Origin of the sequence: Chryseobacterium sp. UNC8MFCol (genome assembly GCF_000482305.1) — a bacterium.
In the GTDB taxonomy this organism is placed as follows: Bacteria; Bacteroidota; Bacteroidia; order Flavobacteriales; family Weeksellaceae; genus Chryseobacterium; species Chryseobacterium indologenes.
Window position 1 is genome coordinate 159,640 of sequence record NZ_KI535290.1, and the last position, 24,358, is coordinate 183,997.

Consider the following 24,358-nt stretch of genomic DNA (forward strand, 5'->3'; position numbering starts at 1 on the left):
GTGAATACACTGATTAATCATAGAACTTTTCAAAGCGGGCAAAACCGGAAATATTATCAGGAAGCTTCATTCCTTTGGTAATCTTATCCGTTTGCAGATCATATATCCACACATAGTTTCCTCCCTTGCTGGCATTTAAGGCAATGTACAGCTTTTTATTCTGAACAAAAGCTCCTTGTTCGTAAGGTTCATCACCAGGCAACTCTTCCAATACTCTAACCAATTGTCTGGTTTCAATATCTATAATAGCATAACGACCATTATAGCTGTTTCCTAATGCAGGGTCACGATATAAAACCACCATCTTGTTATTACCGATGTAATCGATCATCGTTTCCAGCGTTTTGTTTCCTACCATATCAGTAAGATTGATCTGATATCCCGGATCCGGTGAGGTAGCTCCTTTCAAAACTCTGAGGAGACTAATTTTACTAGTGCCGGCTCCCACACGCGGAAAACACGCATAATAAAAAGCTTCGTTATCTTTTCTGAAAGCAGTTTTGAAATAAGGAGAACCATTAGCCACACCCGAGCTGCGGTTATCACCTGCGGAGTGCTTTACTTTAAATGTTTTATAATCTATTACTGCGAAATTGTAATATTCGGGAGTAAGCCACTTCCCGTTGCGGAAGCTGTACTGCAAATAAATATCTCCGTCCATATAGGTCACAGCGCCTACTGTATAGAAATTATAAGCATTGGGGAAAGGTTCGAATCCTTCTATTTCTCCCTGACGGATAATGCTAAGATCGGATCCATTGAAAACCGTATAACGGATATGCTGACCATCTCCTGTTTCTCCAATCAATACCAAAGTATTGTCATCTATCCATACATAACTGGAAATATCACTGATATAGGTAAAAGGAACTTCTTTAACAGTAGTCAGCCTGTCTTGAGTATATTTAAACTTTTTGAAAATTCCCTGATCGGTTTTATAATTATAAATAAACCCATTTTTTACAATGTAGGAGTAGGTTCCTTTAGAATTAATTTCATCCCCTTCTTTGGTAATATCCATTTCGCCTTTTGAAAGGTCGTTAGTGGCCGTCATATAATGAACAGTATTAGGCCAGCTTCCTAAAGCGGAAAGAAGAAAATATTTATAATCTTTTTCACCACTTCCTGAGTCGCCGTACCCCGGCTCCCTTTCACAGCTCACAATGATTAGACATGTGAGTACTAGAAATATACTGTTTCTGAAATATTGTGTCATAGTCATTTACTTAAATAGATATCTGAATTTTACATAGAAAGCGCGTCCTTGCTTCTGAAGTTTAAAATTATCATATGCCAGAGCGTCGGTAAGATTAGTTACGTCGAATGCGAGATTATACCTTCCATTCTTCATTGAATAACTTATTCCTATATTGTGGAGGGTCTGTCTCGGAATGATCGGAATATTTCTTGGGTTTCCATAGGTTTTCCAGTTTTTATAAAACCACTCAGTCATTTGAAGTCCATAATATAGCTCTACGCGACTATCTTTCTGAAACCAGTCGTCTTTACCAATGCTTACATTCACATTTCCAAATAGCCAGGGTTGGTTAGGAACATCTTTTTTGTAAGTTGCCGAGATTACATCTTCGCTATTGTTGGCAAATTTTGTATTGTCATAAGCTTTATTGTAGCTCACATTCATTAACACATTCAGGAGCCTTTTGTACTGGTAACTCACCTCTCCCTCCAGCCCACGGGTAAAGATATTGGATAGGTTTTCATATTTGAAAGTACTGTTATACAAATTAGGAACGGTAAAAATAAAGTCCTTTGTATCACGGATGTATCCGGCACCTTCAATGCGAAAAGCATGTTGTCCCCAATGATGGTTGTAGTAAAAACCAACATTTACATTATTGCTTGTTTCAGGTTTCAGATTCATGTTACTGGTTACTGCAACGCCATCCCCGAAGATTTCCTGCGGTTCTACCAAGCGGTAAGAACGTTCAAATGATCCTTTCAGACCAAGGTTTCTGGAAATTTTCACGGTAGTGGCAAAGCCATATCCCCAGCTACTGAAATTATCTTTTACAGGATTATCAGTTCTGGTTACCTGATCGAAAACCATCTTCTGAAGTCCTACCTTGTAATATTTAGCAAAGAAAATATTGGTCCAGTGTTTATTAAAAAAGTCCTGTTGATAAGCCATAGATAAGATCTGTTTAGTCATCTTTGCCGGAACTACATCATCTTTTTCCTCTTCCAGTTTATTGAATGTAGTATTTTTAAGATAATCGAGAACATAATTAAATATAAGCTTATGATGGTCAATGATTTTGTACGTAGCCCCTAGCTGTGAATAGAGGCGGTCTTCATGCTGCATGATGATACTTCGAGCTCCTTTTTCACTGGTGGCAGAAGGTTCAAAAGTACCATCCCAGCTGTATTTACGCATAAGAGTATCGGTTGCTTTCTGGACACTTCTGGAAAAACCGACATAAAGATTCACGTCCAGGTGGTCATTAAAGAGATTGGCTTTTTTGTACTTCATCAAGTAATTCTGAGCTTCTCCGCTTTGTTTTACCCCACCATATACTACATCCTGGTTGGAACCGGTCTGTATCTGTTTGTTAAACACTGATTGTGAAGCCCCTATAAAAAAAGAATCTGCCCAGCTTTTGTTTTCAATACCAAGTTCGGCCATGCCAAAAACAGATTGATACCGGTCATTAAAACGTTTAAGATTTCTTAGTTCATACTCGTTTTTAGCAGAATTCCAAATTTTCATATCCTTCATCAGATAATTATTATCCGAGTGGTTGTAAAAACTGTTGACGCGCAGGATAAGTCCTGTTTTATCATCTTTAAACTGTCCGTTCAGGTTGATACGCTGCGTATTAAAAGACCCTAAACTGATCCCTGCATCCAGATAATTTTTGCTGCTTCCGGGAGTAATAATATTTACCGCACCTCCCATGGCATCCGTACTTAGATGGATAGGAACGACCCCTTTATAAATCTCCACACGCTCAGCCATATTTACAGGCAATGTACTCAGGTCTACCCCTTTTCCAAGCATTTCCAGAGGCACACCATCGATAAAGAATTTTACCGCTTTGCCGGACATTCCGTTGATAGAGAAGTTGTAATCAGAGCCTATACCACCTTGCTGGCGAACTTTAATCCCTGTGGTTCTGTTCAGAACCTGATTAAGATCAGCAGTAGTATTGGCCAACTTAGCTACGTCTATGGCATTAACAGTAAAAGCTCCATCCTGCAGTGTCTTCACCTTACTTTTTCCATGTACGATAACTTCTTTTACGACTGATTGATCTTCTGTTAACTGGATAATCACGTCTGGGCTTTCGCTACCAAAGTTCATTTTCTTTCTGACTTTTTTATAGCCATCCAGACTGAACACCACGGTTGCTTCTCCTTTTTTGTAACTGATTTTAAAATTTCCGTTTTGATCAGTTTGCGTTTTTATTTTTGTATTTTCGACAAAAACAGCAACTCCGTTTACTCCCTGTTTTGCGTGGTTCTGCACAATCCCCTGAATCAGAAAATTATTATCCTGTGCAGTAATGAGAGAAATGGATAGCGTAAAAATGAGAAAAATAAAAATACGTTGATATAATTTCATTATTTATAATTATTATAGATAGCAAAATTAAAGGGTTCTTATGAATGATCAAAGAAAACGGCTTAATTATTTTTAATTATTCTAATTATAATTAATATTTTTCATCATATGTCTTAAGTCAAACGCTTTAAAGTGCTCAGGTTCATCTACAAGCATTTAAAAAATTACAATAGCTTATCTATTGAACATGAAAAATATCATCCGATCGATCAAGCCTCATCAATTGGATTTTTCAGTTTTTTAAAGAATTATTAATAAAAACAAACAAGTTTCACCATTTATCAACTCAGGTAATACTTATTGTTGAGCTGACTACATTTTTGTAGGAGACAGATTTTATTCTCTATAGTGTATGAGGATTGAACAGACTTTTTATAGCACTTTACTTCACTTCAGAAAGTTTATAATGATACTGAAAAATTAGTAAGTTCGCTTTACAGAAAATCGGAGATTTTCAAAAACTTTAGTGCACTTTTTATGCGTAAAGCTTGTCACTTAAAATAATTTAAGTGTTTAAAAAACTTTTATGACTTTTGTGAGTTAATTTCCCACATATTTCAAGGATTTGCACAGGGTTTCATACATAATGAAAAGCATTCGTGCATTAGTGGGAAATAAGGTTAGAAGGGCAGCTCCAAGAAAAAGTCTTCATTTTTAAGCTTAAGTGATCTTCTCTATATTTTAGTTTTTGACTTTCAAAAAAGGAATGTTTAAGAGCTTTTATGTGGCTTTTTGGGATAAAACAATTGCCTTGAGGTCATCAGCTAAGCTGTACCTGGAAGTCATCACCAAGCGTCAGAACACCTTCTGCTATACTTTCCGGGTGTGTGCTGAATCCTTTCAGTTTTGAGCTTTTGCCTTTCAATACAAGGTCCATCAATTGCTTATCCGTTAATTTTTTACCGAAGATTTCAAAGCTAATTTTAAAACCGCAATTTTTGAAATCGGAGCAGCCTACGGCCGTTTTTCCTTTAATTAGATTGTGTTCTTTACACTTCGGACATTTTGTTTCTGCCCAGGACTGAAGTTCTTTTTTCTGAGCAGGCTCTCTTTTTTTCTTTTCTTTCACCTCTTCTTTTACTTCTTCCTGAAGGGTAATTACTTTTCCTTTTCCGTAGACTACTTTATCAGTCAGTTCAGTCACCATCTGAATCAATTCTTCTTTGAAAAGGTTGGCTTCATACTCGCCTTTCTCAATTTTACGAAGTTTTGATTCCCATTCACCGGTCAGTTCCGGGCTTTTTAACAGTTCGTCCTCGATAGTATCGATCAGCTGAATTCCGGTTTGGGTAGCAATAAGATTTTTCCGTTTTTTTTCGATGTACTTCCTTTTGAAAAGAGTTTCTATAATGTTGGCACGGGTAGATGGCCTTCCGATACCGTTGTTTTTCAACATCTCACGCAGCTCTTCATCTTCTACCTGCTTTCCGGCAGTTTCCATTGCTCTCAGCAAAGTCGCTTCCGTGTAAGGTTTCGGAGGAGTGGTTTTCCCCTGGTGAATCATCGGATCATGAGGTCCGGTTTCTCCCACCACAAATTCGGGAATGGTCTGTTCTTCCTCTTTCTCCTTTTCTTTGTCCTTATCCGTAGATTCTTCTTTGGGCTCTTTGGCGTATACCGTCCTCCATCCCGGTTCCAGAACCTGTCTTCCGCTGGTTTTGAAAGGAATTGTTCCTACTTTTCCTTCTACCAAAGTATTGGAAATTTTACATTCCGGATAGAATACGGCAATAAATCGTTTGGCAATCAGGTCATAAATCAGTTTTTCCTCCCTGCTCAGATTTTGAGAAGGCGGTACTTCTGTAGGAATGATGGCGTGGTGATCGGTTACTTTTGAATCATCAAAAACAGCTTTTGATTTTGGAATCGGAGCCTCCAGTAAAGGGGCGATCAATTCCTGATAAGGATACATTTTCTGAAGAATACCTCCTATTTTCGGGTATAAACTTTCGGATAGATAGGTAGTATCAACACGTGGATAGGTCACATGTTTCTTTTCGTAAAGACTTTGAATATAATTTAATGTATTCTCGGCAGAATATCCATATTTTTTGTTGGCCTCCACCTGAAGACCTGTAAGGTCAAAAAGTCGCGGATTTTTTTCTTTACCTTCTTTAATTTCAAAAGAAACGATTTCAAAAGGATTTACTTTAAGATATTCAAGTCCTTTTTCGGCACGTTCAAGGGTTTTTAAACGATCAATTGCGGCATTAAAAATAACGTCACGGTATTTTGTTTTCAATTCCCAATATTCTTCTGTGGTAAAAGCGTCGATTTCTTTCTGGCGCTGAACAAGCATAGCCAATGTAGGCGTCTGCACTCTTCCAATCGAAAGAACGGCTTTATTTCCTCCGAATTTCTTGGTAAAAAGACGTGTTGCATTGATTCCCAACAGCCAGTCTCCAATCGCTCTTGCATTTCCTGCCAGGTAAAGATTTTTGTAATCATCAGCGGGTTTTAAAGTGGCAAAACCCTCTTTAATGGCTTCTTCCGTTAATGAAGAAATCCATAAACGCTGGATAGGTTTGTTGCATTTTGCTTTCTGCAAGACCCAACGCTGGATCAATTCTCCCTCCTGCCCGGCATCCCCGCAGTTGATGACCTCATCACATTCTTCGACCAATTTTTCAATTACTTTAAACTGATTTTCAACGCCTTTATTCGGGATCAGCTTGATACCAAAACTGTTGGGAATGATCGGCAGTGAAAATAAATTCCAGGATTTAAACTGAGGACCGTAATCGTGAGGTTCTTTCAGCGTACAAAGGTGCCCGAACGTCCATGTCACGCAATAGCCGTTCCCTTCCATATAGCCTTGTTTAGGCGTGGTAGCGCCCAAGACTTTAGCAATATCTCTGGCAACACTTGGTTTTTCGGCAATACATAATTTCATGAACTCGGGTTTATTGAAAGATTGCAAAAATCGGGATTTTTTTTGACTTTTCAAATTGAGATGATTTTGTACGGGTGAAAATTGAAAAGGAACGTAATTAGGTTCTGTTTTCTACCTATTTACATTCATGATGTATGCTGTAGCAAAATAATTAAACGCAAAGGTCTATAAGGTTATGTTTATTTTTAGGGAAACAATAGTAGAATCATTTTCATTGATTCTTTTTAAGCGAGCAGTAATATTACAGATTGACCCTTTCACTTTATTTATAATTTATTTTTTAAAAACCAAAAGCCCCCTATGAAAAGGAGGCTCAATCAACAATATTAATGAAACCGGTTCATTATTTCTTTACTTCTGAAATTATTTACATTGTCATAGGAACTTCCATGAGAAGAATTTCAGTGTTTTCCTGTTTTGCTTTTATATGTAAGTCTTTGATATCCCAAACTCCGAAGCCATCTCTTTCTTCAACAATCTGACCTCCGATTTCCGCAGTTCCCTTAATCATGAACACATACACTCCGTTTCCTTTTTTCTTAATGCTGTAAGGAGTTTCTATATCTTTATCAAAAGTTCCAAGGTGAAACCACGCATCCTGATGAATCCAGACCCCTTCATCATTGGCATTAGGGGAAAGAATTTGTTGAAATTGATTTTGTCTTTTGCTTTTGTCTAAAGTAATCTGGTCATATCTCGGACTGACATTTCTTTTGTTCGGATACACCCAGATTTGAAGGAATTTCACCAGCTGGTCACTGTTTTTATTAAATTCACTATGCATAATTCCTGTTCCCGCACTCATCACCTGAATATCTCCACTCTTAATAATAGCCGTATTCCCCATGCTGTCTTTATGTTCAAGATCTCCTTCCAGGGGAATACTGATGATTTCCATATTATCATGAGGATGGGTTCCGAAACCTCTTCCCGCTTCCACTTTATCATCGTTCAGGACTCTCAGCACACCGAAGTGCATTCTGTCAGGATTATAATAGTTGGCAAAACTGAAAGTATGATTGCTTACTAACCATCCGTGGTCTGCCTTCCCTCTCGAATCGGCCTTATGAAGGACAGAATTTTCCTTAATCTTTGATTCTGTGTTCGGTAAATGATTGTATCCGATCGGTTCTAAAGGTTCAATCTCGTCGATTTCATTTTTCATCGCACTTGCCAGGGAAGCTGATGCTACAAACATTCCTGTTCCCAATAAACCCTTTTTTAAAAAATCTTTTCTGTCCATATCAAGTTATTATTTGTTTGATTTTGATATGACAAATGTAGAGATACTGAAAACGTTGTGCATTTAACTAGTTTAATAAATGACTGTGGGGGAAAAAAATATCGGATATATTTTTGTTGCCGATTGGTGTATTTTTGATCGGAATGGGATGGAAAACACTAAAGCTCTAATGATCTTCTACTAAGCACTTATAAAGGCGTAAGGATTTTATCCGATAAAATTAATTTTGCAGATTTTTATAACTATGTTATTTCTCACGCAGATTTTGTAACACTTCAGTTCACTTCAGTAAGTTTACAATACTGCTGAAATGGCTAAGTTCACTTTAGAGAAAATCAAAGATTTTCAAAAACTTTAGTGTACTTTTTATGCATAAAGTTTGTCACTTAAAATAACTTAAGTGTTCAAAAAACTTTTGTGACTTTTGTGGTTAAATTTTTCCCACAAATTTCGAGGATGTACAATGATATTTTTGATCTCGCAGATTTTGCTGATAACGCAGAGGTACTCCAAAGAAAATCTTTACACAAAAAGTCTGTGAAAACGCATGTCATCCGGGAAAAAATTACTTTTCTTTGGAAGCAAGTCTTTTCCTGATGGTACTTACAAATTCTTTGGAAACACCAAGATAAGAAGCGATGTAATATTGTGCTACCCTTTGTGGAATAGAAGGATAGACTTTAATAAATTCAAGATAGCGGTCTGACGCCGATCGGGAAATGGTATTGACCAAACGCTTCTGAACGGTAGCAAGATTTCTCTGTACAAGCATCCTGAAAACTCTTTCAAATTTTGGAATCTCATGTAAGAGTTTTTCTTTGGTAGTCGGATTCAGCATATAAATTTCTGTGTGTTCCAAAGTTTCAATGAATACATTTGACGGCTTTTGTTCCTGAAAAGATGCTATATCGCTTATCCACCAGTCTTCAATAGCAAACAGAAGAGTCACTTCTGAACCGTTATCATCCAGACAATACATTCTGACACATCCTTTATGAATATATCCCTCAAACTGGCAGATCTCCCCTTCTCTTAATAAAATGGTCTTCTTAGGAAATGACTGACATACTAATAAGTCAGTAAAAAATTTTTCTTCTTCAGAGGTAATGGTGATGAATCTGCTGATGTTTCTGATGATATTTTCAAACATAAAATTAAGTTTACTCCCGCAAATTAGGAAAAAGACTGTAAACTTCATTCTTCAGAAGCCCACTTCCTCCTCCATAATGGTCGATAACTTTAACTTCTTTGTCTAAACCGTTACAGAATATTTTAATTTCCTTCTCAAATTCATCCTCTAAACCAGAGCTTAACAGGACAATATCTACCTTGTTTTGTCGGATGTATTCATAGCAGAAATTTTCATCGGTCTGCACATCGGCAGTCCAGCCTTCATTATTCTCGATTACTCTTTTTAAAACATCAAGTATTTCCTGATTTTTTCCGATTACTAAAAAATGTAGTATATTCATAAGATTGCTAGGTATTGATTGTTAGATGTCAGTTCCCGGTTGAGTGTATGTAGAAGTAAGTCGTTGATGATGAAAATAAATTCAACTCCTCACCTGGATTCATTTTCAATTTTCAACTCTCAATTTTCAACTTTATATTGCTGTTTTTAGAATTAAGTTGCTTAAAGATGATAAGAAATTCAACTTCTCACCTAGATTCATTTTCAATTTTCAACTCTCAATTTTCAACTTTATATTGCTGGTTTTAGAATTAAGTTGCTTAAAGATGACAAGAAATTCAACTCCTCACCTAGATTCATTTTCAATTTTCAACTCTCAATTTTCAACTTTTAAAGATGTTTATTTCCAGTTATTTTCAATTCATTCAGGTCGAGCTGGGATTCTGCTTTTCGGATCTCATCATCACTGTACTGTTTTTCGCGTTTCATTCTGAACAATTCTTTTCTTTGTAAGGCAAAAATATCGAGCATGATCTGATGGTATTCTTTCATATCATTCTGCCTGTTGGTGCACATTTCTATTGATGCTAAATGATTCTGATGAAGATGAATGTCATTTTCCAGCATCTTTTTAAGATTTCCTACCAGACTATTGGTATCTAAGCTTTCTTTATACTCATGGTTCAGCTTATCAACCGCCAGTTTGTCCAGTCTCATCTGAATTCCCGCCTGCTGCTCATGAGATGGGAGGATGTGATCAATTTCTCCGATTTTAGTTAGTTTAATAATCAGAGGTAATGTTAATCCCTGAAAAACCAAGGTTACAAAAATTACGACAAAAGTGATAAATATAATTAAATTTCGCATCGGAAATTCTGCCTGTGAATTCATCATCACCGGAATTGACAAGGCTGTTGCCAGCGAAACGACTCCTCTCATGCCTGCCCAACCAATAATTAGAGGATTCTTCCATCCCGGGCTCGGATCACGGCGTGCTTTTTCGCTCAGCCATCTTGGAATATGAGCTACCGGATAAATCCATAACAGACGAACAACAATAACGATACAACTGATGATCAGTCCATATTCAATTCCTTTCACTACGGAGATTTCGCCTAATCCGTTCACAATATCAGGAAGTTCCAGGCCTATTAAGACGAAAACCAAAGCATTCATCACAAAAATGAGGGTATTCCAGACTCCTGTCATATTGATTCTTGTAGTTCCGGTTTTAAACATTTCATGAGCACGGAAAGACATAAACAATCCACCGCTTACTACTGCCATCACGCCTGAAAAATGAAAATGTTCCGCTGATAAAAATAAAATATAAGGTGTCATTACGGTAAGAGCGGCATCAATAGCCGGAGTCGTGGGTAAAAACCGGTGAACAGCATAGAAAATATGAGCTCCTAAAATCCCTACCACAATTCCCATTCCTGCTACCAGAAAAAATTGTCCCGTCGCCTCCTGCATAGAAAATATTCCTGTCATTACAGCAGCCAGGGCAAATCTGAAAACAATCAGTGATGAAGCATCATTGATAAGGCTTTCCCCTTCTAAAATGGCGATGGTACGTTTCGGTACCTTCAAGCCTTTTAACACCGTAGTCGCTGCTACAGCATCCGGTGGTGAAACGATACCTCCCAACAAAAAACCTAAAGCCAGCGTAAAACCGGGAATCAGCGCCTGGGAAGCATATGCCACAACCAGGGATGTTAAAAACACCAACCCGAAAGCCAGTAAACTTATAGGACGTTTCCATTTCCAGAAATCATTCCATGAGGTATACCAGGCGGCTTCATAGAGCAATGGCGGTAAAAAAATCAGGAATATGATATCTGGATCCAGTTTAAGAACAGGAACTCCCGGAATAAAACTGATGCCCAATCCGGCCAATACAAGAAAGATAGGATAGGCAATTTTGATCTTTTGTGCCAGCATTACCAGCAGCATGACAATTAAAAGAAGTCCAAGGATGAGAAGGAAATTTTCGTGCATAGTTTTTTAGTTGAAAATTGAGAGTTGAAAGTTGGAAATGATGGGTTAGTGTTTTATCTTTTACATATAAATAAACATTGACAATCGTTCCTTTTTTTGAAGGTTTTTTGTTTTATGTCCTTTGCCGGCGGTATCTTCTACCAGAAGAATTTCTCCTGTCTGGAATTGTCTTTTTTTCCCTAGTGAGGTTTTTATTTCCACCCCGCCATCCAAAAGAACAATATATTGCTTTTGAGGAGCACAGTGAAAGTCATAATCGTAGTCTGCAGAAACTTTTCTGAACTGTAATTTTTTAACGTCAACGGCATCAGAAAGGAATCCTATTTCTCCCTGATCAACAATAGGAATATAAATATCTTCAAAATGAGAATCTCCGTTTTCATCACTGTAAATGCGTGTAATCTTCATTGTTTATCAAATAAAAAAAAATTTTACATTAACCAAGTCCTTGTTCTTGCATATGGAGCAGATGTCATTTTAAACACTTAAGTTCACTTTAGAAAAAAATCAGAGATTGTCAAGACTTTTGTGTACTCATATGCGTAAAGCTTATAATTTAAATAACTTACGTATTCAAAAAGCCTTGATACTTTTATGGTTTTCTATTTTCCCACAGATAACACAGGTTTACGCAGAGATTGTATTAAGATCTTTTGCCACTAATGCACGAATGCATTGTATTCGTGCATTAGTGGCCATAAACCTTTTTCTAATAATACTATATTTTCAAAAAAATCTTCGATTTTTAAACTTAAGTGTTTATAAATCTTCGGTGGTTCAAATTATTTATTTAAATATAATTGTATTGGCCAGTTCCATTTCCTCCTGATTGATCGAATGTCCAAAATTCGCATATACTTTTTCAGTAACATCGGCATTCATCTCCCTGAAGATATTGGCTGTTGCATATACTCTTTCTACCGGAACATGAAAATCCGGGTTACTGGTTCCAAGGAAAACAGGAGTTCCTGCAAAGTCACCTTTGTAATTTTCACGATTAATTTTATCACCGATGACGCCACCGATAATTGCCGTCGCTCCGCCAAATCTCCGGGCATTCCGGGCTAAGAATTCCAAGGTAAGACAAGCGCCTTGGGAGAATCCGAAAAAATACATATTTTCCGGTTTAATTCCCGCATCCAGAGCAGCTTTTACAGTCTCTCCCACCATTTCAAGTGCTGAAGACAACCAGGGTTCATTTTGATCTACCGGGGCCATAAATGATAAAGGATACCAGGTATGATTCAAAGCCTGTGGAGCTAATAAAGCGTAATCCTTCACATTCAAATGCTGGGAAAGACTCAGAATATCCTGGGCACTTCCTCCTCTTCCATGAATCATAATCAAGGCTTTTTCAGCCTGTTTCAAAGGTATTCCTGCTGTTTTTATATTTAACGTGTGACTCATTGTATTTTATCTGAATTTTTCTGTTGGATAATTTATTTTCGGAAGAACTTCAAGTAAATGTTGCCTTTGCTCTTCAAACTGTTGAGGCAGCTGCAGATCTTCACCAAGAAATGCCAGCTCTTCATCTGCATCGAATCCCGGGCCTGAAGTAGCAATTTCAAATAATACTCCTCCCGGTTCTTTAAAGTATACTGAGGTAAAATATTTACGGTCTTTTACTTCGGTATGCTCCAGTCCGTAAGCGTTTAATCTTTCTACCATCTCAAGTTGTGTAGCGGCATCCGGAGTTGCAAAAGCCACATGATGCACCGTACCTCTTCCTGCAAGTCCTTTCAATGCATTTGGAGTGCTTAGTAAATCAACATATTTTCCCGGAAGATTTTCAGTTCCCAATCGAAGTCTGTCAGGTGTTTCACTGATTACTTTATGATCCATCCGGGTTGTCAAAAGCGCTGCAGTTCTTTCGTACGAATCAAGCCAGATTTCCACATGATGAATTCCTTTAAGACTGTAATCTTTAGGAATATATCCGTTGAAATATCCTTTTCTCTCATCTTTATTGTTAAAAACAAGCTCAAGACCTAATCCGTCAAAATCTTCGAGATAAATAAATACTTCATCTGACAATCTTTGCTGAGGCTGTTTGTAATGAACATTAAACTGATCCAGACGATTCATCCAATAATCCAGAGCATCTATTGAAACTGAGAAGGCCGTTGTATTCAGCATTCCTTTTCCATGTCTTCCATTGATAAGATCTTTACCGTAAGGAAAGGTAGTCATGATGGTTCCCGGAGTTCCGAATTCATCCCCGAAATAAAAATGGTATACTTCTGAATAATCAAAATTAACAGTTTTCTTTACCAAACGAAGTCCCAATACTCCTGTGTAAAAATCTATATTTTCCTGTGCATTGCCGGTGATAGCCGTAACGTGATGCAGCCCTGTGATAAGTTTCATTGTGTTGATTGTTATTAATTGGTTACTGTGACAGACAAAGAAGGTAAGAGGCAAAATTGCTCAAAACACTCATTTTCTCAAACTCTCCTATCCTCTAGCATATCTCTACTCTCCCTTCATCCAGACATCATTGTATTCTTCCGGATGACGCTTGAATTGTGCGTGAACGTAAGGACACAACGGTACAATTTTCAGGTCATTTTCTCTTGCGTAGGAAACCAGCTTTTCTAATAAAATTTTAGCAAAACCTTTTCCTTCATATTCGGGATTCACTTCGGTATGGTACACAGTAAGTTTATTCCCGATTACTGAAATATCCATTTTCCCTGCTTTATGATCATCTGAGAAAAGTTGAATCTCTCCTCTTCTTCCTTCTAATACAATTTCTGTTCTTTCCATTTTATTTTTTATTTGGAGTTATCTGTTGATGTTGTTTTTAACGTAAAGCATTTTAAAAACTTTGCGTTAAAAATTATTATTCAAATGTAGTCTCTTTATCAGATCTTGTGAATGATCTATGATAAGTTCGGTAGTACTCCTTCAATTTTATTGCGCATTCCTTCATACTGTGCAGGAAGTTTAAGGTGGCTACCAAGTTCTTCCAAAGGTTCATCCACAGTAAATCCCGGATTATCAGTAGCAATTTCAAATAATACACCTCCCGGTTCACGGAAATACAGTGAGTAAAAATAGTCTCTGTTGATTTTCGGGGTGATACTTAAGCCTGCAGATAATACTTTTTCACGATATTCCATCAGTATATTGTCATCTTTTACTCTGAAAGCAATATGGTGATTGGTTCCCGCTGCATTTCTTCCGGCCGGAATTTTGTCGTTTTCAATGATATCGATCAGATTGGCCGTATCGATAGCATCTGTCGCCAATCTGTATCTTTCTCCTTCCTGCTTTTGAAGATCATATCCAAGAATGTCGGTTAATACTTTCATGGTGGGATCTGCATCTCTCAATGTTAAAGTGACATTATGAAAGCCTTTTAAAGCCTGCCCGTCTTTGATATCATCTGTTGTCCATACTTTTCTGCTGTCATCACCGGATGGTTCTATCAATTGTAGCTGAAGGCCATCAGGATCTCTAAAGGAAATCAGTTTTTCGCCAAAAATCTCTGCTTCTTCCACTTTTATCTGTACACTTTCCAAACGATTTTTCCAGAATGCAAGGCTTCCTTTTGGTACGGCATATCCAATATGAGTAGCCATACCGCTTCCGTTAGTTCCCTGCCCAATTCCTTCCCATGGGAAGAAAGTAAGAATAGTTCCCGGAGTTCCTGTTTCATTTCCAAAGTAAAAGTGATAGGTTCCCGGATCATCAAAGTTGACTGTTTTTTTCACCAGTCTTACCCCTAATACCTGAGTATAAAAATCTAAATTTCTTTTTGCATTGTCCGCTATTGCTGTAATATGATGCAGACCCAATATTCTGTTGTCCATGTCTTTAATTTTAATGCTAAATTACAACGTATTGAAGTCCCGGACATTTAACTAGTTTAATAAATCATTAAAGTTAGCTAAAAGAAGTTGCCTTGATCCGACTTTACACAATTCTTAAAAAATCGGACTTATTTTACCTTTTCAACAAAGACATTTGACCTTCAATTCAATAACCATTGAATTAAAAAACATAAAAAAAGACTTATTATAGCAAAATACTCAAAATAAAAATACAAATTATAAATTGAAAATCAATACATTAAATTCATTAACGATAAATTAATATTTAAATTCCCTACTTTTTTAGTGGACTAATAAAAATTATATTATATATTTGCACCGTATTCAGGAAAAAAAATAAAATGACGGCAGAATTAAATAATAATTCAATAAAGAAACATAGCATCAAAAAAATGATGATGGCTACGTGTATGCCTATGCATCATGAATACTGTGGGTGACCTTACTTTTTATATGACATATTTTTAAAGGCCCTACCAAGTTGTAGGGCCTTTTTTGTTAAAAAAACACGAAACACAACAACATTAAAAAAATAAAAATGAGCAATTCTAAAAACAAATGGCTGGTTCCATTGGCGTTTACAAACATTTATGTAATATGGGGAATTACGTTTTTAGCTATTTCATTTGGCTTAAAAGGTTTTCCGCCATTCATTCTTTCGGGATTGAGATTTCTCGTAGCAGGAATTCTGATGATCGGATATCTCCTTTCAAAAGGAGAAAGAGCAAATTCTCTGACCAACTGGAAGAAAAATGCCATCACCGGAGTGCTTATTCTTACAGGAGGAACAGGTCTGGTAGCCTGGGGAGAACAATATGTAACAGCTTCTGAAGCTGCCATTTCTATTGCGACAGGTCCTTTTTGGTTCATTGCCATCGACAGAAAAAACTGGAAATATTATTTTTCAGACAAATTTATTCCGATAGGGCTGGCCATCGGGTTTGTAGGATTGGTATTCTTCTTAAAAGGAAGTGTACATTCCAATGCAGCCCATGCTATGGTTGACGGAAATCTTAGAATTACAGCATTTATAGTCTTAGGGCTGAGTTCTATTGCGTGGGTGCTGGGTTCTTTATATTCGAAAAAAAATCCGGCCTCTCATTCTACATTCATGAATATTGCCCAACAATTAATTGTAGCGGGGGTAGCAGCCTTTCTGATTGCTTTTATCAGAGGAGAATGGACGCATTTTTCGGTTTCTGCAGTTCCTTTGCCGGCATGGTTTGGTGTTCTGTTTTTGATTTTCTTTGGATCAATAGTCGCTTATTTGTCGTACATTTGGCTCTTGTCCGTGAAACCCGCAGCCCTTGTAAGCACCCATACCTACATCAATCCTATTGTAACCGTGATTGCAGGCTGGATTGTTGCCAACCAGAGCATCAATGGAAGCCAGTTGTATGGTTTGACCACTATATTGCTGGGAGTACTGTTGACGAATGTCACCAAGTACTTTAAACTTTCAAAACGGTCAAAAGTTAAATTAAGAAGAGTAAGAAGATTTTTTAATAGGACAAATAAGCGATACCAGCCTATTTAATAGTATAAAATATCAGAATGATAGAAATTAAAAACATTTCAAAAACTTTTCACCAGAAGAAACAGTCGTTTAAAGCGCTGGATCAGGTGAGTCTCAATATAGAAAAAGGAGATATTGTAGGAATTATAGGGTTTTCCGGTGCCGGAAAGAGTACCCTGATCCGTACGGTAAATCTTTTGGAAAGACCGGATGAAGGACAGATAATTATCAATGGAAAAGATTTTACCAGATTAAGCTCAAAGCAGCTGGCTGAAGAGCGTAAAAAAATCGGAATGATCTTTCAGCACTTCAATCTTCTTTCTTCGAGAACGGTTTTTGATAATGTAGCGCTTCCTTTGGAGCTGGATCACCTTAGTAAAGAGCAAATCAGTAAAAAAGTATATGAACTCCTGAAAATCGTAGGCCTCGAAAATAAAGCCCATGATTACCCAAAAAGTCTTTCGGGGGGCCAGAAACAGAGAGTAGCAATTGCAAGAGCATTGGCAAATGATCCGCATCTTCTGCTTTGTGATGAAGCTACCAGCGCCCTTGATCCGGTGACCACACAATCTATTTTACAGCTTTTGAAGGATATCAATGAGCGACTGGGTATTACCATTCTTTTAATTACCCATGAAATGGAGGTTATCAAAGCGGTTTGCAACCACGTTGCCGTGATAGACCACGGAAAGTTATTAAAAAAAGGAACTTTAAGTGAGATTATTTCGGACAGAGAAAATCCGGTAATCCGACAATTTATAAATTCAGATGTCATGACCCTGCCACAGGAATTCAACAGCAGACTACAGAAAGAACCGAAGGAAGGTTTATTTCCGCTGGTCGAAATCGAACTCAATGAAAATTTTAGTGTTGAACAGATTCTTTCAGCATTATACAACCAACATAAAATCCCTTACAAGCTTTTGAAAGCTGATGTGGAATACTTCGGAAATTCAAATGTCGGAAAACTGTTGCTTCAGCTTCAGGGGGAAGAGGAAGCCAACCAACAGGCCATCTCTTATTTTAATCAGAACAAAATTCAAAATACAGTAAAAGGATATGCTTAGTGATGCGGTAATTGCCCTTTTGGCAAAAGGAACCTGGGAAACGGTTTACATGACATTTGTATCCGGCTTTTTTGGATTTGTTTTAGGACTTCCGGTCGGAATTTTTTTATTTTTAACAAGAAAAGGACAGCTATTGGAAAATGCACTGTATCACAGAATATTGTCCATAGTAGTGAATATTTTCCGGGCCATTCCTTTTATTATCTTAATTGTTTGGATGATTCCTTTTACCAGGATTCTGGCAGGAACTTCCATCGGAGTGAATGCCGCTTTGGTTCCTCTAAGTGTGGGGGCTGCACCATTTATTGCAAGACTGGTAGAAAACAGTTTACTCGAAGTTCCTCACGGATTGATAGAAACAGCAAGAGCTCTAGGCGCTTCACCTTTTCAAATTATCAGAAAAGTATTGCTTCCCGAAGCATTACCTTCCTTAATCAATAATGCAACCATTACGTTAATTACCCTTGTCGGATATTCTGCGATGGGAGGTGCTGTAGGTGCAGGAGGTTTAGGCCAGGTGGGATACCAGTACGGATATATCGGCTATGATATTGTGATTATGAACACCGTCCTGATATTGCTTGTGCTGCTGGTATTCATTATCCAGTTTGCAGGAGACCGATTTTCAAAGCATTTTGACCACAGATAGTTGGAGAGTTGAGTTGGAGAGTTTAAGAGTCTTAGTGTACATTTAAAATTTACTTTTTCAATTTCTTTGCCTCTTTGCTTAATAATAAATAAAAAAGAATGAAAAAAATAAAAATCTTAGGATTACTGGCTGCCGGAGTTCTTCTCTTTACTGCTTGTTCGGGAAGGAAAGATGACCCCAACTTTATCAGAGTGGGAATAACCTATGGACCAGAGCAGGAAATTGCTGAAGTCGCCAAAAAAGTAGCGAAAGAAAAATATAATCTGGAAGTGGAACTTATCCCTTTCAATGATTATGTAGTTCCGAATGAAGCCCTGACCAACGGTGATATTGATGCCAATGCTTTCCAGCATGTTCCTTATTTAACGGAACAATCCAAGCAGAGAGGGTATAACCTGGCGGTTGTGGGTAATACTTTTGTCTATCCTATTATTGCGTATTCAAAAAAGATCAGCAACATCAGCCAACTGCAGAACGGAAGTACGATTGTGATTCCTAATGACCCTACCAACGGCGGGCGTTCCTTGCTTCTCTTACAGAAAAATGGTTTATTAAAACTGAAAGACGGCGTTGGACTTCTTCCTAAAGTTACCGATATTACAGAAAATCCAAAGCAACTTAATATCATGGAAATTGAGGGTGCTCAGATTCCAAGAGTGCTGGACGACAGGGATGTTGTGGTAGGAATCATCAATAATAATTTTGCGGCACAGGCCGGTCTGGATTCCGAAAAACAAGGTATCATTAAAGAAGATAAAGATTCTCCTTATGTGAATGTAGTTGTTGCAAGACAGGACAACAAAAACAGCCAGAAGGTAAAAAACTTCGTCAAAGCGTATGAATCCGATGAAGTGGAAAAGAAAGCAAAAGAAATTTTCAAAGGAGGTGCGGTGAAAGGATGGTAGTAGGTGGAGAGTTTGAGGGTTTTAAAGTGAATCTTCTTTACCTGATAGCCAACCAACTTATCCATCAATAGTATTTGATATAAAATAATTCTTTACCTTTCCCGTTTCACCATTTCGATATAAAACTGCTCATCCATTTGGAGGCAGTTTTTTTACTAATTTATTTTTATTTTCTCAATTTGAGATAATAAAGAAAATTTTCTTTACTTTTGTTTTTAATCAAAATAAAAAGGCATTATGTTAAAGAAGACCGCCATCGTAAGTTTATTCACCCTTATTTCTGTTTCTTATATGGCTCAGAACACTACTCTACCCGTTTATTTAGATGAATCAAAACCTGTGGAACAACGTATTCAGGACGCACTTTCCAGAATGACTCTGGAAGAAAAAGTTGCTATGCTTCATGCACAGTCCAAGTTCAGCTCACCGGGAGTGCCAAGATTAGGAATCCCTGAATTCTGGACAACCGACGGACCACACGGAGTACGCCCGGAAGTAATGTGGGACGAATGGGATCAAGCGGGATGGACCAATGACTCCATCATCGCCTATCCTGCCCTTACAGCATTATCAGCAACCTGGAACAAAAAGATGTCATGGAACTATGGTAAAGCTTTAGGCGAAGAGGCACGTTATAGAAAAAAAGATATTCTTCTCGGACCGGGCGTCAATATTTACAGAACTCCCCTCAATGGACGAAATTTTGAATACATGGGTGAAGATCCTTATCTGACTTCAAAAATGGTGGTTCCTTACATCCAAGGGGTACAGTCTAACGGGGTAGCAACTTCTGTAAAACATTTTGCATTAAACAATCAGGAAATGTTCCGCCATACCAGTAATGTGAACGTTGACGACAGAGCTCTTTACGAAATTTATCTTCCTCCTTTCAAAGCAGCGGTTACAGAAGGAGATTCATGGACGATCATGGGGGCATATGACATGTACAAAGGTCAGTATGCCAGCCAGAATAAGTACCTTTTAAATGATATTCTGAAAAAGGAATGGAAATATAAAGGTGTAGTCGTTTCCGACTGGGGTGCCGTAAACAATACCGAACAGGCCATTCACAACGGGCTCGATCTGGAATTCGGCTCCTGGACCAACGGACTTTCTGCGGGAACTAAAAATGCCTATGATAATTATTATCTGGCTAAACCTTACTTAGACCTTATCAAATCAGGAAAAGTAGGTACTAAAGAACTTGATGACAAAGTAACGAGACTCCTTCGTCTGGCCTATAAAACAACCATGAACCGAAATAAGCCTTTCGGAAATATTGCTTCTGAAGAACATAAAGCAGTTGCTAAAGAAATCGGAGCTGAAGGGATAGTTTTATTAAAAAACGACAGGAATGTTCTCCCTATCGATATTTCAAAAGCTAAAAAGATAGCCGTCATCGGAGAAAATGCCATCAAAATTATGACAGTCGGAGGAGGTTCTTCTTCATTAAAAGTAAAATATGAAACTCTTCCCTTAGACGGAATCAAATCCCGGTTTGGAAAACAGGCAGATGTGCAATATGCAAGAGGGTATGTAGGAGACATCGGCGGTGAATATAACGGAGTAAAATCCGGACAGGATCTGAAAGATTCCCGTTCTGAAACTGAACTGCTGAACGAAGCAGTAGAATTAGCCAAAAAATCAGACTATGTCATTTTTGTAGGCGGATTAAACAAAGCGGACTTTCAGGACAGTGAAGGAAATGACAGAAAAAGCTACGGACTGCCCTATAATCAGGATCATCTTATTTCTGCTTTGGCAAAAGCAAACAAAAACCTGGCTGTGATATTGGTTTCAGGAAATGCAGTGGCAATGCCCTGGATCAAAGAAGTTCCAACCATCGTTCAGGCCTGGTATCTTGGATCGGAAGCAGGAAATTCTATAGCTTCTGTTTTAGCCGGTGATTCCAATCCTTCAGGGAAGCTGCCGTTTACTTTCCCGGTTAAGCTCGAAGATAATTCAGCGCATCAGCTTGGAGAATATCCCGGGCAAAAGGATGAGTTGGCTGCAGGAAAAGGAAAAGACCAGAAAAACCCGATCAATATTACATACAATGAAGGAATTTTTGTAGGCTACCGCTGGCACGATACAAAGAATATTAAACCTTTATTCAGTTTCGGTCATGGTTTAAGCTATACTACTTTTGAGTTTGGAAAAGCTAAAGCAGATAAGACAAAAATGTCACAGGATGACACGATCACTTTTACGGTAACCGTTAAAAATACAGGTAAAAAAGCAGGAGCTGAAGTCGCTCAGCTGTACATCAGTGACTTAAAATCATCTGTTCCCCGTCCTGCAAAGGAACTAAAAGGTTTTGAAAAGGTATATTTAAATCCGGGTGAACAGAAGGATGTCTCTTTTACTATAGATAAAACGGCATTAAGTTATTTTGATCCTCAAAAACACGACTGGGTCGCTGAGCCGGGAGATTTTGAAGCACAGATCGGTAATTCTTCTGATGCCATCAAGACGAAACTGAAGTTTACACTACAATAAAAGTTGAAAATCGAGAGTTGAAAGTTGAAAATTTATATGAGGCGTTCCCTATCTCTTGGTTTCCTTATAAAGATAAAACAGGTTCCTGCTTGGGGATCTGTTTTTTGTTGGTGCTTATATGTTTTATTCTATCTAATATATTCCCTCTAGTGGATTCGCAAATTGATCAGATCTTGTTTCCATCTGCAGAACCTGTGTAACCTGCGGTAGATAAATTGATATGCAAAGTTTTTCTATTAATACAAAAAAGCGGACTTCCGAAGAAGATCCGCTCACATTTAACAAAATAATTTTATTTAGCACCCCCGGAATTTTTCTCTACATCCGTTTTGGTATTTTCTTTTACTTTTTGGTTTCCGAAACGTTTTACAAACGTCAGGGATACTCCGTACCAGTCCCATTTCGAATATTCTCTGAAGGTTCCGTCCGGACTATACGTTGTATTATCGGCATACGGTCTTTTAAAGATATTCATCAACTGCATACTGAGCTCCATTTGTGTTTTAGGGAAAATTTTAGTTACTGAAATATTGTGAAACACATTGGTATTATTGGCGTATGAATTTCCGTTATTCTGATTGGCAATTTCCATCCACGCACTTATATTGATATTCTTGTTAAAAAGGTTGGTATAAGAAGCGTTAAGAGAACCGCCCCAATAGCTGATATAATTTTTACCACCCAATTGGTTTTTCTCATTAAAATCCTTGTTATTAATATAGTACCAACCAAATCCAACATTAACATTCAGTTTGTTTTTCAGGAAATTCTGATTGGTATTGGCAAAAAGGTAATATTTCTGGACCTTTCCATCGAAATTCCCCGGTAATGATACCGTTCTTCCGTTTTCAGTAACATAAGTTGTCCAGTAATCCTGATTCGTGTACATATATCTTGCAGAGATAAAGTATTTCTTTAAAATTCCAAATTTCAGATAAAGCCGGTCATTGGGATTGGGATTCAAATACAAATTCCCTCTGGAATAGGTTCCGTTGATATCAGGTACCAGAAAAGGGTTAAATTCTGAGTACCAGGGTCTCCAGATACTTCTGTTGTACGTAAAGCTTACGTCATATTTATCTGAGAAAGAATATTTTAGCAGCACATTAGGAAGAAAAGTTCCGTAGGAATCTCTTCTTTCTGTACCAGCCACCTCCTGGCGTACTTTGAGATCAATATATTCATATCTTAATCCTACCCTGGCTTCTAATTTTTTGAAAAATGTTTTGCTATAATTGGCATAAAGGGAACCGATATTATCTTCGTAGTGAAACTTATCATTTCTAGGAAGATTAAAATATTCTGATTGGGAATCACTGATGCTCGCCCCATAAAGACTGTTCGGAATCACATGATTGTTAGCTTCTATTTTACCTCCGACCTCGAAAGTTCCTCCTGTCTTTCCAAATGGCTGGGTGTAATCCACCTTCAGGTAATAATTCCGCATTTGATTATTACTGATAACGCCAAGTTCCTGAGTCTTAGCTCCGACTTTATTGATCAGGTTGTCGTTGTCATTTCCGGTATAGTTTGTTCCTACGTTAATATCTAAGATTTTGCTTTTTTCTTTATCGTAGTATTTATAGAACAAATTGGTTCCCAGGGTCCGGCTAAACCCCCAGGTATTCTGTGTCTGATGAAAAGAATCAATCAAGACTCCATTCATAGAATCTGTTCCACTGGATTCACCGAAAGACAGGTTACGGTTCTGGAAATATTCAAGAACAAGTCCCACATTATTCTTATCATTAATTTCAAACTCTGAAGTTGAAGAAAGAGACGGACTTTCATTTCTCATTTCAGATTCCAGGCTTAGTTGGGAAACCCTGTTATTTTCGTAGCGAGTGTTTAAAATTTCATTCTTTTGAACATAATCGCCATTATTATAGCTTCCTATAAAGGTCTGGGTAAACTTCTTCTTATGATAGTTCAGATTAAAATTGGTGTATTGAGAATTTTTGGTACTCTGTCTGTTATTTAAGGAAATACTTCCCTTTATTCCTTCGTCATCTCTCTTTTTAAGAACAATATTAATAACAGATCCGGAGGTTTCGTAGCGGGAAGAAGGGCTGGTGATAACTTCAATTTTCATCAGGTTATCGGCCGGAATCGTTTTAAGATATTCTTTTAATTCTTTCCCTGTAAAAACTGATTTCCTGTCATTGATGTAAACGGTAACAGTTTGTCCTTCAGCTTTTACATCGTCATTATTATCAATACTTACCAGTGGGGTCATTCTGAGCACATCCCAGGTTGTGTTTCCAGCTAAGATCGAGCTGTTTGACACGTTAAAAACAGTTCTGTCTACCTTGGATTCTACGGTCGGCTTTCTTGCAACAAGTGTAACACCTTCAATTTCTTTCGCTTCTGCCTTTACAGTATCATTCACAGTCTTGGTCTGGGCAAAAGTAAAGGTGCCCATTAATACCGCGATTGGAAATAAAATTATTTTCATGTGAGATTATAGTTTATTCTATAAGACCATTATCGCTAAGTATTTGTTACATGGAAAATTAAAAAAAATGAAATAAATATTTAATTTTCAACTATATAACACTCCTGTTACTTAAGAATAAATCAATAATAAAATGAAAATTACAACAATACCGCAACAAAATAAATGACAATAAATTGTCTTCATGTTAAATTATCAAAAAATGGCATTTTTTTATTAATTTAATAAAACTATAGACATAAGTTAATGTTTTAACTTAATTTTTTATCAATCAACAAAAATGCCCGGATCTCCCCCGGG

At 37.5% G+C, this 24,358-nt stretch carries 18 protein-coding genes; 5 read left to right on the forward strand and 13 right to left on the reverse strand.

Features of this window, described 5'->3' with window-relative positions:
* Positions 1 to 13: 13 nt before the first annotated feature.
* The 12 genes from M030_RS0115070 to M030_RS0115125 form a co-directional block, all read right to left on the reverse strand.
* The gene (locus tag M030_RS0115070) at positions 14 to 1,162 is read right to left on the reverse strand and encodes a hypothetical protein (RefSeq protein WP_227533347.1); all 1,149 of its coding nucleotides are present in this window, start codon (positions 1,160 to 1,162) and stop codon (positions 14 to 16) included.
* Between the two features lie 60 nt (positions 1,163 to 1,222).
* Positions 1,223 to 3,583, reverse strand: coding sequence for a TonB-dependent receptor domain-containing protein (locus tag M030_RS0115075; RefSeq protein WP_027374257.1), 2,361 nt, complete (start codon positions 3,581 to 3,583; stop codon positions 1,223 to 1,225).
* A gap of 760 nt (positions 3,584 to 4,343) precedes the next feature.
* The gene (locus tag M030_RS0115080) at positions 4,344 to 6,476 is read right to left on the reverse strand and encodes a type IA DNA topoisomerase (RefSeq protein WP_027374258.1); all 2,133 of its coding nucleotides are present in this window, start codon (positions 6,474 to 6,476) and stop codon (positions 4,344 to 4,346) included.
* Positions 6,477 to 6,843: 367 nt separating this feature from the next.
* Positions 6,844 to 7,719 carry a pirin family protein gene (locus M030_RS0115085; protein ID WP_027374259.1) on the reverse strand — a complete coding sequence of 292 codons (876 nt, stop codon included), beginning with the start codon at positions 7,717 to 7,719 and terminating at the stop codon, positions 6,844 to 6,846.
* Positions 7,720 to 8,284: 565 nt separating this feature from the next.
* Positions 8,285 to 8,869 (reverse strand): Crp/Fnr family transcriptional regulator, encoded by a 585-nt coding sequence (locus M030_RS0115090; RefSeq protein WP_027374260.1) that lies wholly within the window; start codon positions 8,867 to 8,869, stop codon positions 8,285 to 8,287.
* A 10-nt stretch (positions 8,870 to 8,879) separates the two neighbouring features.
* Positions 8,880 to 9,191: a hypothetical protein gene (locus tag M030_RS0115095; protein ID WP_027374261.1), complete on the reverse strand. Its 312-nt coding sequence runs from the start codon at positions 9,189 to 9,191 to the stop codon at positions 8,880 to 8,882.
* Positions 9,192 to 9,520: 329 nt separating this feature from the next.
* On the reverse strand, positions 9,521 to 11,131 hold the full coding sequence (locus M030_RS0115100) for a Na+/H+ antiporter (RefSeq protein WP_027374262.1): 1,611 nt from the start codon (positions 11,129 to 11,131) through the stop codon (positions 9,521 to 9,523).
* Between the two features lie 60 nt (positions 11,132 to 11,191).
* Positions 11,192 to 11,539 (reverse strand): hypothetical protein, encoded by a 348-nt coding sequence (locus M030_RS0115105; RefSeq protein WP_027374263.1) that lies wholly within the window; start codon positions 11,537 to 11,539, stop codon positions 11,192 to 11,194.
* A 378-nt stretch (positions 11,540 to 11,917) separates the two neighbouring features.
* Complete coding sequence (locus M030_RS0115110) at positions 11,918 to 12,538, reverse strand: alpha/beta hydrolase (protein WP_027374264.1); 621 nt, start codon at positions 12,536 to 12,538, stop codon at positions 11,918 to 11,920.
* Between the two features lie 6 nt (positions 12,539 to 12,544).
* A complete protein-coding gene (locus tag M030_RS0115115; protein WP_027374265.1) occupies positions 12,545 to 13,498 on the reverse strand; it encodes a ring-cleaving dioxygenase in 954 nt (317 codons plus the stop codon).
* Positions 13,499 to 13,603: 105 nt separating this feature from the next.
* A complete protein-coding gene (locus tag M030_RS0115120) occupies positions 13,604 to 13,897 on the reverse strand; it encodes a GNAT family N-acetyltransferase (protein WP_027374266.1) in 294 nt (97 codons plus the stop codon).
* Between the two features lie 116 nt (positions 13,898 to 14,013).
* A complete protein-coding gene (locus M030_RS0115125; RefSeq protein ID WP_027374267.1) occupies positions 14,014 to 14,946 on the reverse strand; it encodes a ring-cleaving dioxygenase in 933 nt (310 codons plus the stop codon).
* 559 nt (positions 14,947 to 15,505) lie between these two features.
* Between M030_RS0115125 and M030_RS24280 the strand changes: the two genes are divergently transcribed.
* From M030_RS24280 to M030_RS0115150, 5 genes are all read left to right on the forward strand, one after another.
* On the forward strand, positions 15,506 to 16,504 hold the full coding sequence (locus M030_RS24280; RefSeq protein ID WP_051585101.1) for an EamA family transporter: 999 nt from the start codon (positions 15,506 to 15,508) through the stop codon (positions 16,502 to 16,504).
* A 17-nt stretch (positions 16,505 to 16,521) separates the two neighbouring features.
* The gene (locus M030_RS0115135) at positions 16,522 to 17,550 is read left to right on the forward strand and encodes a methionine ABC transporter ATP-binding protein (protein ID WP_027374268.1); all 1,029 of its coding nucleotides are present in this window, start codon (positions 16,522 to 16,524) and stop codon (positions 17,548 to 17,550) included.
* Complete coding sequence (gene metI, locus M030_RS0115140) at positions 17,543 to 18,199, forward strand: methionine ABC transporter permease MetI (RefSeq protein WP_027374269.1); 657 nt, start codon at positions 17,543 to 17,545, stop codon at positions 18,197 to 18,199. Before M030_RS0115135 ends, metI begins: the two co-directional genes overlap by 8 nt.
* A gap of 98 nt (positions 18,200 to 18,297) precedes the next feature.
* Positions 18,298 to 19,104: a methionine ABC transporter substrate-binding lipoprotein MetQ gene (gene metQ, locus M030_RS0115145; protein ID WP_027374270.1), complete on the forward strand. Its 807-nt coding sequence runs from the start codon at positions 18,298 to 18,300 to the stop codon at positions 19,102 to 19,104.
* 237 nt (positions 19,105 to 19,341) lie between these two features.
* Positions 19,342 to 21,603 carry a glycoside hydrolase family 3 C-terminal domain-containing protein gene (locus tag M030_RS0115150; protein WP_027374271.1) on the forward strand — a complete coding sequence of 754 codons (2,262 nt, stop codon included), beginning with the start codon at positions 19,342 to 19,344 and terminating at the stop codon, positions 21,601 to 21,603.
* Between the two features lie 292 nt (positions 21,604 to 21,895).
* Here M030_RS0115150 and M030_RS0115155 read toward each other — a convergent pair whose 3' ends face one another.
* The gene (locus M030_RS0115155) at positions 21,896 to 24,058 is read right to left on the reverse strand and encodes an outer membrane beta-barrel family protein (RefSeq protein WP_027374272.1); all 2,163 of its coding nucleotides are present in this window, start codon (positions 24,056 to 24,058) and stop codon (positions 21,896 to 21,898) included.
* Positions 24,059 to 24,358 lie beyond the last annotated feature (300 nt).